Raw genomic sequence first — 13119 nt, forward strand, 5'->3', positions numbered from 1 at the left:
ACGCGGCCGGGGTCGCAGCCAGTGCGGCCGCCGCCAAGGACCCTGCGACAGACCCCGCAACGGGCCCCGTAGCGGACCCCGTAACGCACACCGCCACCGTTTCCGGCTGACCCCCCGCCGCGACAACCCCCAAGACGTTCCCCACGCCTCCCCACCGTCCAGCACCACCACCGCGACCATCGCGGCGACCGCCGCCGAGGTAGGACCACTCATGCCAGACACCACCACCCCCCTCGACCCCAAGCGCTGGAAAGCGCTCATATTCATCGCCCTGGCCCAGCTGATGGTCGTCCTCGACGCGACCATCGTGAACATCGCGCTGCCCTCCGCCCAGGCCGACCTCGGCATCTCGGACGGCAACCGCCAGTGGGTCATCACCGCCTACGCCCTCGCCTTCGGCGGCCTGCTGCTCTTCGGCGGCCGCGTCTCCGACCTGTGGGGCCGCAAGCGGGCGTTCGTCATCGGCCTGATCGGTTTCGCCGCCGCCTCGGCCCTCGGCGGCGCCGCCGTCAACACCGGGATGCTGCTGGGTGCCCGCGCCCTGCAGGGCGTCTTCGGCGCCCTCCTCGCTCCGGCGGCGCTGTCGCTGCTCGCCGTCCTCTTCACCGAGGGCAAGGAGCGCGCCAAGGCGTTCGGCATCTTCGGTGCCATCGCCGGTGCCGGTGGCGGTGTCGGCCTGATCCTCGGCGGCCTGTTCACCGAGTACCTCAACTGGCGCTGGACGTTCTTCGTGAACATCCCCTTCGCCGTCGTCGCCGCGGCCGGTGCGATCGCCGTGATCCGTGAGCCGGCCGGCAGCCGCAACCCCTCGAAGCTGGACGTCCCCGGCGTCATCCTGGCCACCCTCGGCCTGGTCTCGCTGGTCTACGGCTTCACCCGCGCCGAGTCCGACGGCTGGACGGCCGGCAGCACGCTGGGCTTCTTCGCCGCCGCCGTGGTCCTGCTGTTCGCGTTCGTGCTCGTCGAGCGCAAGGTCAAGGCCCCGCTGCTGCCGCTGCGCGTCCTCACCGACCGCAACCGCGCCGGCGTCTACGTCTCGCTGGGTCTGGCCGCCATCGCGATGTTCGGCCTGTTCCTCTTCCTCACTTACTACCTGCAGGTCGTCCGCGGCTACTCCCCGGTCAAGACCGGTCTCGCGTTCCTGCCGATGATCGCCACGATGATCACCGGATCCACGCAGATCGGCGCCCGCCTGATGAACCGCGTCCCGGCGCGCTGGCTCATGGGCCCCGGCTTCCTGCTCGCCGCCGTCGGCATGGTCCTGCTCACGCAGATCGACCTCGACACCTCCTACGCGGCGGTCGTCCTGCCCGGTCTGATGCTCATGGGCCTCGGCATGGGTACGGCGTTCATGCCGGCGATGAGCCTTTCCACGTACGGGGTGCAGGCGCGTGACGCCGGTGTCGCCTCCGCGATGGTGAACACCTCGCAGCAGGTCGGCGGCGCCATCGGCACCGCGCTGCTCAACACCATCGCCGCCAGCGCCACCACGGACTACTTCAAGTCCCACGTGAAGGGCGCGGGCGACCCGAAGCTGCTCACCTTCCAGTCGATGGTGCACGGCTACTCCGTCGCCGTGTGGTGGGCGGTCGGCATCCTGGCCCTGTCCGCGCTGATCGCGGTCACCTTCGTCAACGCCGGCCGTCCGGGCGGCGCGGTCGCCGGCTCGGGCGACGGCAAGGGCGAGGGCGAGGGCGCGGAGAACTCCGTGCCGGTCATGGCTCACTGACGCCGGTGCCTTGCCGGCGGAATGCGGGGCGTGCCGGTTCCGGTGCCCCGCATTCCGCCGGACCCTCTCCGCGGCCGGCCGCGATGCGCCGGGTCCGCCCGGTCCGCCGGACATGCGAAACCCCCCGCCGGGAACGGCGGGGGGTTTCGCGTACGTACGGAAGTACGTACGCAGGGCGTTGCCTCAGCGCAGCGTCACCGCAACCAGGGCAGGTCCGCCCCCGCCGGCTGCAGGCCCGCGGCGATCGTCCGGCACATCTCGCCGAACTGGGCCACCTGCTCGGGCGAGAGCCGGTCGAAGAGCGCGGCCCGGACGGCCGCGACGTGCCCCGGCGCCGACCGGCGCAGCATCTCGTACCCCTCGTCCGTGAGCACGGCCAGCTGGCCGCGCTTGTCGGACGGGCAGTCCTCGCGGCGCACCCAGCCGTTCTTCTCCAGCCGGGCGATGGCGTGCGAGAGCCGGGACCGGGTGATCTTCGCGTGCCGGGCGAGGTCCGTCATCCGCAGGCGGCGGCGCGGCGCCTCGGAGAGGTTGACGAGCAGCCCGTAGTAGACGTGCGGCATTCCCGCGTCGCGCTGCAGCTGCCGGTCGAGATGGTCCTCCAGGAGGGTGGTGGCGTGCAGATACGCCCGCCAGACGTCCTGCTCGGCATCGGTCAGCCAGCGCGTCCCGGCGGCGCTGCCGGCGGCGGGCTCCCCCTCAGGACGTGCGATGTCCTCTTCAGGTCGTTTGGTCATGACATCCACTGTTTCACCCACCGGCTTCCCGTCGCTCGCGCAATCGCTCGCGCACTGTGTCCTTGAAGTTTAAATAAGGGAGGGTTAAGCTCGCGCCATAGAGAACTTGAGAGTTCAAGCATTTGGAGGGTTCATGCCGGCCACCGTCACCCCCACCGGCGCGCGCATGCCCGCGCTCTACCTCTCGCACGGCGCCCCGCCCCTCGCCGACGACGAGCTCTGGACCGCCGAGCTCGCCGCCTGGTCCGCAGAGCTGCCCCGCCCCACGGCGATCCTCGTCGTCTCCGCCCACTGGGAGGAGGCGCCCGTCGCCCTCGGCGCGACGCGCACCGTCCCGCTCGTCTACGACTTCTGGGGCTTCCCCGAGCACTACTACCGGGTCCGCTACGCCGCCCCCGGCGCCCCGGAGCTCGCCGAGCGCGTCCGCAGGACACTGCGCGGCGCCGGCATACCCGTACAGGACGTCCCGGACCGCGGCCTCGACCACGGCGCGTACGTCCCGCTCGTCGAGATGTACCCGGACGCGGACGTCCCCGTCCTCCAGATGTCCCTGCCCACCCTCGAACCGCGCCGCCTGATGGAGATCGGGCGCAAACTCGCGCCCCTGCGCGACGAGGGCGTGCTGATCGTCGGCAGCGGCTTCTTCACCCACAACCTGGCGGCGCTGCGGCACGCGGGCTCCGGGCCGCCCGGCTGGTCGGCCGAGTTCGACGCGTGGGGCCGGGAGGCGCTCGCGGCGCAGGACGTCGACGCCCTCCTGGACTTCGAGCACAAGGCCCCGGCGAGCCGGCTCGCCCATCCGCGGACCGAGCACTTCGCCCCGCTGTTCGTCGCGCTCGGCGCCGCCGAGGACGAGCTGGAGGGGCAGCGCAGCGTCATCGACGGCTTCTGGATGGGGCTGGCGAAGCGGTCGGTGCAGTTCGGGTAGGGCGGGTACGTAGGCGGGAACGCGGGCGGAAACGCGGGCGGATACGTAGGGGTGCATCGACCCTCACGCTAGAGCTCGTTGCCCGAGGCACGAAACCGTCCGAGGTCCTACGTCGCAGGGCCTGTCACCTCGCGGCGGGGTCCGTCACCTCACCTCGGACATCACCTGGACATCACCCCGGCCGTCACATGTCTCACATATCGGCCCGGTGCTCGTGCCAGTAGAAGACGTAGTACGAAGCCACCCCCATGCCCAGCGCCGTCAGCACCCCGATGCCCGCCGAGCGCAGCACCGACCCGCCGCTGAGGCTGTGCAGGAATCCCATGCTGCCGCCGAAGAGCGCCCCGAAGGCCGCCGCCCGGACCTCGGTGATCATCGTGTTGCGCTCGCGGAGCAGGGCGTAGCCGGCCGCCATGGCGATCAGGCCGGCGACGACGCCGATGACCACCGCGGCGCCCGCTGTGTAGCCGTTGTGGCCGGCCAGGAAGATGGCGAACAGCCCGAGGGCGATCCCGCCCGTGACCGGCACGGCCCACGTCCAGCGGACCCGTTCGCCGGCGGGGAGGTGCGTGCCGCGCGCCACCGGGCCGGGGCCCTCGTGGGCGCGGTGGTGCCCGGGCATGATCGAGTGCGTCATCGCGGGGCTCCTCTCTCCTCCCACCAGCGCACACCCGGGCGGGGACGGGAGCAAATCGATCAAACGGGGCACGGCAACCACGGAGCCCCCGGCGTCGTCCTTGAAGGCGGGAGGCCGGTCAAAGGCGACGCTCCCCGTCGGTATCCATGTCGGTATCCCTGTAGGTATCCCTGTCGGCAGTCCCGCCAGGAGCCGGCACTCGCGGCGGCGCTCCGGTCGGTGCCCGGTCGGTGGCCGGCCGGTGCTCCACCGCTGTGACGACCGTCTCAGCCGGCTGCGGCCCAAGGGGTTGGCGGGGCTCCCGGGACACCCCGCGCCGCGTGCTCTGACCTGCGCTTCCGTGGGTCTCTCGGCACGGCTCCCGACCTGCGGCCGCGCAGGATACTGCATGATCACCAAAAAGAAGACGTCTCGTGGGAATTCTGTCCGGATTCCAGTCGTTCTTTCCTTCGGACGGGGCAACCGTGGCAGGGTCCGCCCATACAGGGAAGCCCACCGGGCCACGCGCCCCGCCCGTCCCGCGACCGACTCATCGCAAGGGAGTACGCATGGCAACCCGTGCCGTCGCCCGTCGTCAGACCGCTGACAAGGGCGCTGAGGAGGCGAGCAGTGTGCGCGCCTCCGGGGAGATCGCCGACCGCGATCTGGTGGGCATGTATCTCGACGAGATCGCGCGGACGCCCCTGCTCGACGCCGCCAAGGAGGTCGAGCTCTCGCAGACCATCGAGGCGGGCGTCTACGCCCGGCAGATCCTCGACGGCCTGGAGGAACCGGGCGAGGGCGCGAAGGCGGCCTCGCGCGAGGAGCTGGAGGCCATAGCCGCCGAGGGCGCGCGGGCCAAGGACGTCTTCATCAAGTCCAACCTGCGCCTGGTCGTGGCCGTGGCCCGCCGCTATCCCCGCAGCGGCCTGCCCCTCCTCGACCTGATCCAGGAGGGCAACGCGGGCCTCGTGCGCGCGGTGGAGAAGTTCGACTACACCAAGGGCTTCAAGTTCTCCACGTACGCGACGTGGTGGATCCGCCAGGCGATCACCCGTTCCATTGCCGACCAGTCCCGTACGATCCGGCTGCCCGTCCACCTGGTGGAGGAGCTGGGCCGCATCCGGCGCGTCCAGCGCGAGTTCAACCGCGAGAACGGGCGCGAGCCCGACCACGCCGAGATCGCCGAGGAGCTGGGCACCACCGCCGAGCGGGTCGGCGACGTCCTGGACTGGGCCCGTGACCCGGTCAGCCTGAACATGTCCGTGGACGACGAGGGCGAGACCCAGTTCGGTGACCTGCTGGAGGACACGTCCGCGGTGTCGCCCGAGCAGTCCGTGATCGCCCTGCTGCGCAGCGAGGAGCTGGAGGACCTCATCGGCCGCCTCGACCAGCGCACCGCTTCGATCATCAAGGCGCGCTACGGCATCGAGGACGGCCGCGAGCGCACGCTCACCGAGGTCGGCAAGCAGCACGGCCTGACCCGGGAGCGGATCCGTCAGATCGAGAAGCACGCCCTGCTGGAGCTCAAGAAGATGGCACACGACACGGGCTTTGACGCGGCGGCGTAGTGACGTAGCGGCCTAATAGGGCATAACCTCATAGACCGGGCCCCGGCGCCACCCCCCCTGCGCCGGGGCCCTCCTCCGCTTGTCTGCCCTCGCCCTGCCTGTCTCTGCCTGCCTGTCTCTGCCTGCTTGTTTGCCTTTGCTGCCTGTCCTCAGGTGGCCGCGCGGCTGATCCGCGCCCCCAGCTCGCGCAGGTGATCCACCAGCTCCGGGGGTTCGTGGACGGTGAAGTCGCAGTCCAGGAGGGCCAGCCGGAAGGCGAGCCACTCCAGGGAGTCGGCCACCTCCAGATCGAGCCGGCAGGTCGTCGCGTCGAGCGGCTGCGGCGCCCCGAGGTGCTGGGGAAGCCGCGCGGCGACGAACTCCGCGGGGGCGTGCAGCGTCGCCACGATCCGCATGGTCGGCTGCATCCGGCCCATCGAGCCCTTCATGAACTCGGCCGCGTTCGCCGCCGGCAGCTCGCGCGGGGCGAAGCGGGCGCCCGTGGCGAACGGCTCGCTGACCCGGTCGACCCGGAAGGTGCGCCAGTCGCCGCGGTCGATGTCGTAGGCGACGAGGTACCAGCGGCGGCCGGTGCTCACCAGCCGGTGCGGCTCGACCAGCCGCTGCATCTCGGTGCCGTCGCCCTTGCGGTACGTGAAGCGCAGCCGCTCGTTGCCGGTGGCCGCGGAGGCCATGACGGTCAGCGTCCGGGGGTCGACCGTCGCACCGTCCCCGGACGTGATCGGGACGGTGGCCGCCTGCAGGGCCGAGACCCGGTGCCGCAGGCGGGACGGCAGTACCTGTTCCAGCTTGGCGAGGGCCCGTACGGACGCCTCCTCGATGCCGTCGACGGCGTGCCCGGCGCCCGCCCGCAGGCCCACGGCGATGGCCACGGCCTCCTCGTCGTCCAGGACGAGCGGGGGCAGCGCGGCGCCGGCCGCGAGCCGGTAGCCGCCGACGGCGCCCTTGGTGGCCTGGACGGGATAGCCGAGGTCGCGCAGTCGCTCGATGTCGCGCCGGATGGTGCGGGTGGTCACGCCGAGCCGGTCGGCCAGTTCGCTGCCGGGCCACTCGCGGGGGGTCTGCAGCAGGGAGAGCAGGTTCAGGAGCCGTGCCGGGGTGTCGGTCATGACACCAGGGTGGCAGCGAAGTGGGACACAACCTGTCCTATATGGGGTCTAGTGTCGGGTCATACGCCCAACACGCCTCATGCACCGCATGCACCGCATGCACCCACCGAAATCACCGACGGAAAGGCCAGGTCCATCCATGACCACCGATTCACCGCCCACCGACCGCCGCCGCTGGCTGGCGCTCGCGGTAGTGATGACCGCTTCCTTCATGGATCTGGTCGACGTCACCATCGTCAACATCGCGATGCCCAGCATCCGGCGTGACATCGACGCTTCGTTCAGCGTTCTGCAGTGGCTCAGCGAGGGGTACGCGCTGGCCTTCGCGATCGGTCTGATCACCGGTGGCCGGCTGGGCGACATCTACGGCCGCAAGAAGGTCTTCCTGCTGGGCATGGGCGGCTTCACGCTGGCCTCGATGCTGTGCGGCATCGTCAGCGACCCGCAGCTGCTGGTCGGCGCGCGCGTGCTGCAGGGCCTGATGGGCGCCCTGATGGTGCCGCAGGTGCTGTCGATCATCCACGTCACGTTCCCCGCGCACGAGCGCGGCAAGGTCTTCGGCATGTTCGGCGCGGTCGTCGGCCTCGGCGCCGTCTCCGGCCCGCTGCTGGGCGCGCTGCTCACCCAGTGGAACCTCTTCGGCCTCGAATGGCGCCCGATCTTCCTGATCAACCTGCCGGTCGGCATCGCCGGCCTGCTCCTCGGCCGCCGCTTCATCACCGAATCCAAGGCGCCCAAGGCGCTCAAGCTCGACCTCGTCGGCGTCGCCCTCGCCAGCGTCGGCCTGCTCATGCTGCTCTACCCGCTCACCCAGGGCCGCGAGCACGACTGGCCGCTGTGGGGCTTCATATCCATGGCCGCCTCCCTGCTCGTCTTCGCCGCCTTCGTCGCCTACGAGCGCCACAAGACGCGCAAGGACGGCTCGCCGCTGGTCGAACTGTCGCTGTTCAAGGTCCGCAGCTTCGCGGGCGGCGTCGGCGTCCAGCTGATCTTCGGCATGACCACGGGCATCTTCTTCATGGTCTGGACGATGTACATGCAGATCGGCCTCGGCTGGTCCGCGCTGCGGGCGGGCCTGACCGGCATCCCGTTCTCCATCGCCGTCTCGACGGCGGCCGGCATGTCCGTGCAGAAGCTGGTCCCCCGCTTCGGCCGGAAGGTGCTGCAGGCGGGCGCCCTGGTGATGGCCGCCGGCGTGCTGACATACATCTGGGAGGCGAAGCACTACGGCGCCGGCATCGAGTCCTGGCAGATGGCGCTCCCGCTGATCATCATGGGCGCGGGCATGGGCCTCATCGTCTCCCCGATCACCGACGCGATCCTCTCCGAGGTCCCGCGCGAGCACGCCGGCTCGGCGTCCGGCCTGATCAACACCACGATGCAGCTCGGCAACGCGATCGGGCTCGGCCTGGTCTCGGTCGCCTTCTTCTCCGTCGTGGACGACGCGGACCCGCGCCGCGAGTCGATGGCCGACATCTTCGGCGGCGCGTTCACCAACGCGATGTGGTGGGTCGCGGGCGGGCTGGTCGTGGTCTTCGCACTGCTGTTCCTTCTGCCGAAGCGGCGGAGGGTGGAGGACGCCCCGGCGATGGAACAGGCCCCGGAGCAGGAGCAGGAACTGGCGGCGGCCTGACGGGTCCCTCTCTGACGTGCCCTGGGCGTGCTGGATGCATCCGGCACGCCCAGGGCTTTCTTCGCGCACCCCTTGCGGCCCCACCGTTGCTCGGACTTATGCCGGGCCGGACGACCCCGCGGGGGCGCGCATATCGCAGTATGCTCGCGTCATGGCGGACACGACACGCATTACGGTGACGCTGCCGACAGAGCAGGTCGCCGAGCTGAAAAAGCTCACCGACAACGTCTCCGGCTATGTCGCCGAGGCGGTGGCGCGTCAGCTGCGGCACCAGCTGCTCGGCGCCGATCTGGTGCGCTACCAGGAGGAATACGGGGCCTTCACCGAGGAGGAGCTGGCAGAGGCTCGCTCCAGGATCCTCGGGTCGACGGAGGCCGGCGGGCCGGCGAGCGCGGCGTGAACGAGCGCGGCGTGAACGGGCGCGTTGAGACCGTCGTCCTGGACTCCCAAGGACTCTCCGCCTGGATCGCACAGGACCGCAAGATCCTCGCTATGTTCCAGGTGTTCCACGCCATGGGTGCTGACCTCGTCATCGGAGCCAACACCATCGTGGAAGTCAGCCACGCGCGGATGAACGTGCCCCGGCTGCAGTGGGCGCTCTCACGCGTCAAGGTCGAGCCGGTGACCGAGAGTGCGGCGAAAGCGTCTGCGGAACTGCTCAAGACCGCAGGTCTGCACGGCCACAAGTACGCGATCGACGCGACGGTCGCCGAGGTAGCACTGCGCCAGCCGGGTCCGGTGGCCGTACTCACCTCCGACGTCGATGACATGGCCCGGCTGTGCGGTGACCGCGTCCGGATCATCGGCATCTGAGGAGCGGTCCTCTCATGGGCTGAGCCGCGCCTGGAAATCCCGCGCGGCGATGGCGTAATGCCAGGCGGCGTCCCGGGCCTGGCAATAGCGCACGACCTTCGCCGGGTCGGTGATCAGCTCGACGCCGGTCAGGCGATCCTCGCCGTCGAAGTGGAGGAGGGCGGCGACCCGGGAGTCGAAGAGCCAGAAGTCCTCGGCGGGCAGCCGAAGCCGATCCGCGTCACTGCGCCAGAGATTGCGGATGTCTTCCCCGACGGCTGCGTTGCGCCGCGCTCCGTCGAGGAGGTAGAGCTGGCCTGGCGTGGGCGGGTTGTCCACGATCCTGACGCGCTCGAACCGCTTTCCGAGAGCGGACTGTTCGCGGCGCGAGGTGCACCACGGGTCGCCGAGGTCGTACCCGGCATCGCGGCCCTGCACGAACCGCTGGTAGGTCTCGGTCTCCTCGTCGGACCGATAGGCGCGGCGCGTCTCAAGCCGCCATGCGGTGTGCGCGAAGGTCTCGAACATGCCGTCGAACTCGCCGAAGTCGATGAACTCTGCCATGTGCCTCCTCGGTGTCGGCTGGATTCTGCCCAGGGAGCGTCGGCCGGCGGAAGACGGCACTGGCTGCTACAGGAGACCGTCCGGGTCGTCCAGCCAGACGCGGGTTCGGCCATTGCGGTCGACGGTCAGTCCGAAGCGGTCGTATCCGGGATTTCCTCTGGACTCCCACCACTGGTGGGCGGCTTCCAGTTCATCCCAGAGCCGGCGGGGTCCCGACTGGTAGACCTTGGCCTGCTTCCGGCCGTTGTGGAAGACGGCGGCCGCCCATGACGTGTCGGAGAGCCCGTAGAGCCAGACGGCACGCCTGCCGTCCTCCCGTTCGCGGTCGGCGACGTGCGTGACGTCCCGTACGAGCAGGCCCGTCACGAATCCGTCCAGGTCTGCCGCGGGCAGCGACGTGGCCGAGACGTCGGCGCGGTCCATCGCCCCCGGCGGCACGTACGCCGCGTGCTGTCGCCGTACCAGCCGCTGTGCCCGCATCCGCATGAAGCCGACCGGCCGGGTGAAGGGACCGGACGCGCTCCGGCCGTCCTCGGCGACGACCAGCCGGGCCGTGGCCTCCGCGGGGCCGTAGTACGTGCCCCACGGGACGAGGACGATCCCGCCCGGCGCCGTCTGCTCGACCCAGGCGTACGGGATGTCCCGCACGCCGCACGTGACGATGATCCGGTCGTACGGGGCGCGCTCGGGGAAGCCCAGGTATCCGTCGCGGTGCAGGACGCGGACCGGTAGTCCGGCCCGCTGCAGCGCCGCCCGCGCGTCGGTTGCCACGACGCCGTCCACATCCAGTGTGACGACGCTCCCGGTCACCCCGACCCGGTGGGCGAGCAGCCCCGCGTTCCAGCCTGTGCCCGTGCCGATCTCCAGCACCCGCTGGCCTTCGCGGACGTCCAGGTCCGCGAGCATGGAGAAGACCAGGCTCGGCATGGAGGACGAGGAGCTGAACGACCTGCCGGGCTCCGGGCCGTTGTGGGCCCCGTCGTCCCACTGCGTGACGATGGGGCAGTCGGAGTCGGCGTACGTCTGCCACGCGTCCGGGTCGCGGGCCTTGTCCACGGTACGGCTGCGGCCGGTGGCCATGTCGTGCGGCCACATCACGTCGGGCAGGAAGTCGGAGCGGCGCACGGCGTCGAAGGCGGGGACCCAGGCGGGTTCGAGGGCGCCGGTGCCGAGGAGGAGACGGCGGAGTTCGTCCCGGGCGTCCCGGACGTCCCGGCCGGAGTGCACGGCGTGCGCGGTCGGCTGTGCGGTCTGCTGTGTGGTTGGCGGCGTCACTTGCCGTGCGTCCCGCCGCCGGGAGGGGTGGGCCCGTCCGGGGTCGGCTCGTCGGGCGGGGTCCAGGGCTGCCCGGGGTGCCCGTCACCGTCGTCCTGGGGCTTCCCGTGACCACCGGCCGTCACGTACGGCGCGCTCGGTTGGATGCTCATCACGCTCTCCTTGGGTTGATCGGCATGCTCCTGCTCGTGCCGCGCCCTCGCCTCCGAGAGCGCGATGACGTCGCCCCAGCGGCCGTCCCTTACGGCGGTCGCCCGCGCGAGGATGACCTCGCAGCACCTCATGCAGGGCGCAGCAGCGGTTTTTGTGCTCATGCCCGGACCGTACGGGCGCTTGTTTCGCCTGACGCGCCGTGTTTCTCGATGTTTCGCACACGGCGAGGCGCGTGTCTCGGTGTTGCCTACGCAAGGTCCAGAGACGCGCGGGCGCGGGCGATCAGTCGCTGGGCTTGGCGGCCGTAGACGGCGCTCTTGCGCAGGGTCTCCCACACCCTTGTGTACAGGGCTACGTTCTCCGCGTCGTCCAGCCACAGCTCGGCGTGCCAGTCTTCGGCGATGACCAGCCGCTCGTCGTAGATCCAGAACCCGTTGGCCGGCGGTAACCCCAGTCGGGCGGTGAAGGGGACGATGCCGAGGGAGAGCGTGTCCAGCCCCGTCACCACGCCCATCAGGCGGTCGAGTTGTCCGGCCAGTACCGGCGGCGGACACACGAGGGTGTGGAGGGCGGCCTCGCCCATGACGACGTGGTACTGCTTGCCGCGCGTGTACAGCGCCTCCTGGCGCTTCATGCGGGCGCTCACGGCTTCGTCCACGTCCCGGACCGATCGGTGCAGGTCCGCGTAGGCCGTGAAGATGTGGCGGGCGTACTCAGCGGTCTGGAGCACGCCCACGACCATTGCGGCTTCCCAGGCGCGCAGTACTGCCGAGCGCTGGTACTCGACGGCCAGGGCCTCTTGGACCGGCCGGTGCCCGGCGGCGAGTTGCCGCCTCCAGCTCCGCTGGCTGGTCTCCAGGCCTCGCAGCCGGGCTTTGAGTTCTTCAGTGGCCTCGGAGCGGCCGGTTTCCCTCGCCCAGATCTCCAGGTCGGCCGGGGTGACCGTCTGCCTGCCGTTCTCCAGTTTCGAGATCTTGGAGTACGGCCACCCGCATTCGGCGGCCAACTGCCGGACCGTGAGACCGGCCTCGGTACGCAGCTCGCGCAGCCGCGCACCGAGGGCGATCCGGCCTTGCTGGAAATCGGTCGTCACCCAGCGGAAGCTACCCGACCCGCGAACTCTTCATGGGGGACCGCGTGGTGCCAGGCCGCGTCCCGCACCTGGCAGTAGCGCACGACCTTCACCGGATCGGTGATCAGCTCGACGCCGGTCAGGCGATCCTCGCCGTCGAAGTGGAGGAGGGCGGCGACCCGGGAGTCGAAGAGCCAGAAGTCCTCGGCGGGCAGCCGAAGCCGGTCCGCGTCGCTGCGCCAGAGGTTGCGGATGTCTTCCCCGACGGCTGCGTTGCGCCGCGCTCCGTCGAGGAGGTAGAGCTGGCCTGGCGTGGGCGGGTTGTCGAGGATCCGTACGCGTTCGAACCGCTTGCCGAGAGCGACCTGCTCGCGGCGCGAGGTGCACCACGGGTCGCCGAGGTCGTACCCGGCATCGCGGCCCTGCACGAACCGCTGGTAGGTCTCGGTCTCCTCGTCGGACCGATAGGCGCGCCGGGTTTCGAGACGCCATGCCGTGTGCTCGAACGTTTCGAACATGGCGTCGAACTCGTCAAAGTCGATGAGCACGGGCACGTGTTCCGCCTCCTTTGGGCCGAAGTTCGCGAGCAGTTCCCGGGGCACGACGACGAATCCTTCTCCGTCCTTGACGTTCCTGAGCTGGGCGATGTCGTCCGGGTCGGTCACCTGGTCCCCCTGGACGAGGATTTCCTTGCTGTCGAGGTCCTCGTAGAGGGTGGGGCAGCCGTTGTTCCCGGAGTTCGTGCCGATCATCCAGAGCCTGCGAGCCATGGTGGACGCCTCTCGTTCGTGTCATCGACTCGTGCCGACGTGATGCGCAACGTACCTAGGCGAGCGAGAAACACGACAGGGCGTCGTACGCGGCGTGCATTCGTTCTTGAGCTCCGGGCTTCGGGGGTCGGGGGCCGAGCTTTCTTTGTGAGGAATGGGGGGTGGGTTGA

The 13119-nt window shown here is 70.3% G+C and carries 14 protein-coding genes; 6 read left to right on the forward strand and 8 right to left on the reverse strand.

Annotated elements, in window-relative coordinates:
* Nucleotides 1–211: 211 nt before the first annotated feature.
* Nucleotides 212–1729, forward strand: a complete 1518-nt coding sequence (locus tag ACSNOH_RS14860; protein ID WP_436721788.1) for an MFS transporter — start codon at nt 212–214, stop codon at nt 1727–1729.
* Nucleotides 1730–1923: 194 nt separating this feature from the next.
* Here the strand turns inward: ACSNOH_RS14860 and ACSNOH_RS14865 are convergent, their stop codons facing one another.
* Complete coding sequence (locus tag ACSNOH_RS14865; RefSeq protein ID WP_436721789.1) at nt 1924–2466, reverse strand: MarR family winged helix-turn-helix transcriptional regulator; 543 nt, start codon at nt 2464–2466, stop codon at nt 1924–1926.
* Between the two features lie 133 nt (nt 2467–2599).
* On the opposite strand from ACSNOH_RS14865, the gene ACSNOH_RS14870 reads away from it, so the two are divergent.
* Nucleotides 2600–3394 carry a dioxygenase family protein gene (locus ACSNOH_RS14870; protein ID WP_436721790.1) on the forward strand — a complete coding sequence of 265 codons (795 nt, stop codon included), beginning with the start codon at nt 2600–2602 and terminating at the stop codon, nt 3392–3394.
* A gap of 193 nt (nt 3395–3587) precedes the next feature.
* Here the strand turns inward: ACSNOH_RS14870 and ACSNOH_RS14875 are convergent, their stop codons facing one another.
* Entirely contained in the window at nt 3588–4031 is a 444-nt protein-coding gene (locus ACSNOH_RS14875) for a hypothetical protein (RefSeq protein WP_436721791.1), read from the reverse strand.
* A 548-nt stretch (nt 4032–4579) separates the two neighbouring features.
* On the opposite strand from ACSNOH_RS14875, the gene ACSNOH_RS14880 reads away from it, so the two are divergent.
* Complete coding sequence (locus ACSNOH_RS14880; RefSeq protein ID WP_436721792.1) at nt 4580–5581, forward strand: sigma-70 family RNA polymerase sigma factor; 1002 nt, start codon at nt 4580–4582, stop codon at nt 5579–5581.
* A gap of 149 nt (nt 5582–5730) precedes the next feature.
* Here the strand turns inward: ACSNOH_RS14880 and ACSNOH_RS14885 are convergent, their stop codons facing one another.
* Nucleotides 5731–6690, reverse strand: coding sequence for a helix-turn-helix transcriptional regulator (locus ACSNOH_RS14885; protein WP_436721793.1), 960 nt, complete (start codon nt 6688–6690; stop codon nt 5731–5733).
* Nucleotides 6691–6829: 139 nt separating this feature from the next.
* On the opposite strand from ACSNOH_RS14885, the gene ACSNOH_RS14890 reads away from it, so the two are divergent.
* The 3 genes from ACSNOH_RS14890 to ACSNOH_RS14900 all read left to right on the forward strand — a co-directional run bounded on the left by ACSNOH_RS14890 (nt 6830) and on the right by ACSNOH_RS14900 (nt 9136).
* Nucleotides 6830–8323 (forward strand): MFS transporter, encoded by a 1494-nt coding sequence (locus tag ACSNOH_RS14890; RefSeq protein WP_436721794.1) that lies wholly within the window; start codon nt 6830–6832, stop codon nt 8321–8323.
* 151 nt (nt 8324–8474) lie between these two features.
* Complete coding sequence (locus ACSNOH_RS14895; protein ID WP_436721795.1) at nt 8475–8723, forward strand: hypothetical protein; 249 nt, start codon at nt 8475–8477, stop codon at nt 8721–8723.
* 11 nt (nt 8724–8734) lie between these two features.
* On the forward strand, nt 8735–9136 hold the full coding sequence (locus ACSNOH_RS14900; RefSeq protein ID WP_436721796.1) for a DNA-binding protein: 402 nt from the start codon (nt 8735–8737) through the stop codon (nt 9134–9136).
* A gap of 12 nt (nt 9137–9148) precedes the next feature.
* On the opposite strand, the gene ACSNOH_RS14905 is transcribed toward ACSNOH_RS14900, so the two are convergent.
* The 5 genes from ACSNOH_RS14905 to ACSNOH_RS14925 all read right to left on the reverse strand — a co-directional run bounded on the left by ACSNOH_RS14905 (nt 9149) and on the right by ACSNOH_RS14925 (nt 12949).
* The gene (locus ACSNOH_RS14905; protein ID WP_436721797.1) at nt 9149–9679 is read right to left on the reverse strand and encodes a DUF6879 family protein; all 531 of its coding nucleotides are present in this window, start codon (nt 9677–9679) and stop codon (nt 9149–9151) included.
* 66 nt (nt 9680–9745) lie between these two features.
* On the reverse strand, nt 9746–10954 hold the full coding sequence (locus ACSNOH_RS14910; protein WP_436721798.1) for a methyltransferase domain-containing protein: 1209 nt from the start codon (nt 10952–10954) through the stop codon (nt 9746–9748).
* Nucleotides 10951–11268: a hypothetical protein gene (locus ACSNOH_RS14915; protein WP_436721799.1), complete on the reverse strand. Its 318-nt coding sequence runs from the start codon at nt 11266–11268 to the stop codon at nt 10951–10953. The genes ACSNOH_RS14910 and ACSNOH_RS14915 overlap by 4 nt, the downstream gene beginning before the upstream one ends.
* A gap of 86 nt (nt 11269–11354) precedes the next feature.
* A complete protein-coding gene (locus tag ACSNOH_RS14920; protein WP_436721800.1) occupies nt 11355–12200 on the reverse strand; it encodes a helix-turn-helix domain-containing protein in 846 nt (281 codons plus the stop codon).
* Nucleotides 12197–12949 carry a DUF6879 family protein gene (locus ACSNOH_RS14925; RefSeq protein ID WP_436721801.1) on the reverse strand — a complete coding sequence of 251 codons (753 nt, stop codon included), beginning with the start codon at nt 12947–12949 and terminating at the stop codon, nt 12197–12199. Before ACSNOH_RS14925 ends, ACSNOH_RS14920 begins: the two co-directional genes overlap by 4 nt.
* Nucleotides 12950–13119: the final 170 nt, after the last annotated feature.

The organism is Streptomyces sp. URMC 127 (assembly GCF_051386535.1).
Classification (GTDB): domain Bacteria; phylum Actinomycetota; class Actinomycetes; order Streptomycetales; family Streptomycetaceae; genus Streptomyces.

Bases quoted from the DNA above. Each gene is read 5' to 3' on its own strand.
- ACSNOH_RS14860 (WP_436721788.1), top strand. From the start codon at position 212: ATGCCAGACACCACCACCCCCCTCGACCCCAAGCGCTGGAAAGCGCTC.
- ACSNOH_RS14865 (WP_436721789.1), bottom strand. From the start codon at position 2,466: ATGACCAAACGACCTGAAGAGGACATCGCACGTCCTGAGGGGGAGCCC.
- ACSNOH_RS14870 (WP_436721790.1), top strand. From the start codon at position 2,600: ATGCCGGCCACCGTCACCCCCACCGGCGCGCGCATGCCCGCGCTCTAC.
- ACSNOH_RS14875 (WP_436721791.1), bottom strand. From the start codon at position 4,031: ATGACGCACTCGATCATGCCCGGGCACCACCGCGCCCACGAGGGCCCC.
- ACSNOH_RS14880 (WP_436721792.1), top strand. From the start codon at position 4,580: ATGGCAACCCGTGCCGTCGCCCGTCGTCAGACCGCTGACAAGGGCGCT.
- ACSNOH_RS14885 (WP_436721793.1), bottom strand. From the start codon at position 6,690: ATGACCGACACCCCGGCACGGCTCCTGAACCTGCTCTCCCTGCTGCAG.
- ACSNOH_RS14890 (WP_436721794.1), top strand. From the start codon at position 6,830: ATGACCACCGATTCACCGCCCACCGACCGCCGCCGCTGGCTGGCGCTC.
- ACSNOH_RS14895 (WP_436721795.1), top strand. From the start codon at position 8,475: ATGGCGGACACGACACGCATTACGGTGACGCTGCCGACAGAGCAGGTC.
- ACSNOH_RS14905 (WP_436721797.1), bottom strand. From the start codon at position 9,679: ATGGCAGAGTTCATCGACTTCGGCGAGTTCGACGGCATGTTCGAGACC.
- ACSNOH_RS14915 (WP_436721799.1), bottom strand. From the start codon at position 11,268: ATGAGCACAAAAACCGCTGCTGCGCCCTGCATGAGGTGCTGCGAGGTC.
- ACSNOH_RS14925 (WP_436721801.1), bottom strand. From the start codon at position 12,949: ATGGCTCGCAGGCTCTGGATGATCGGCACGAACTCCGGGAACAACGGC.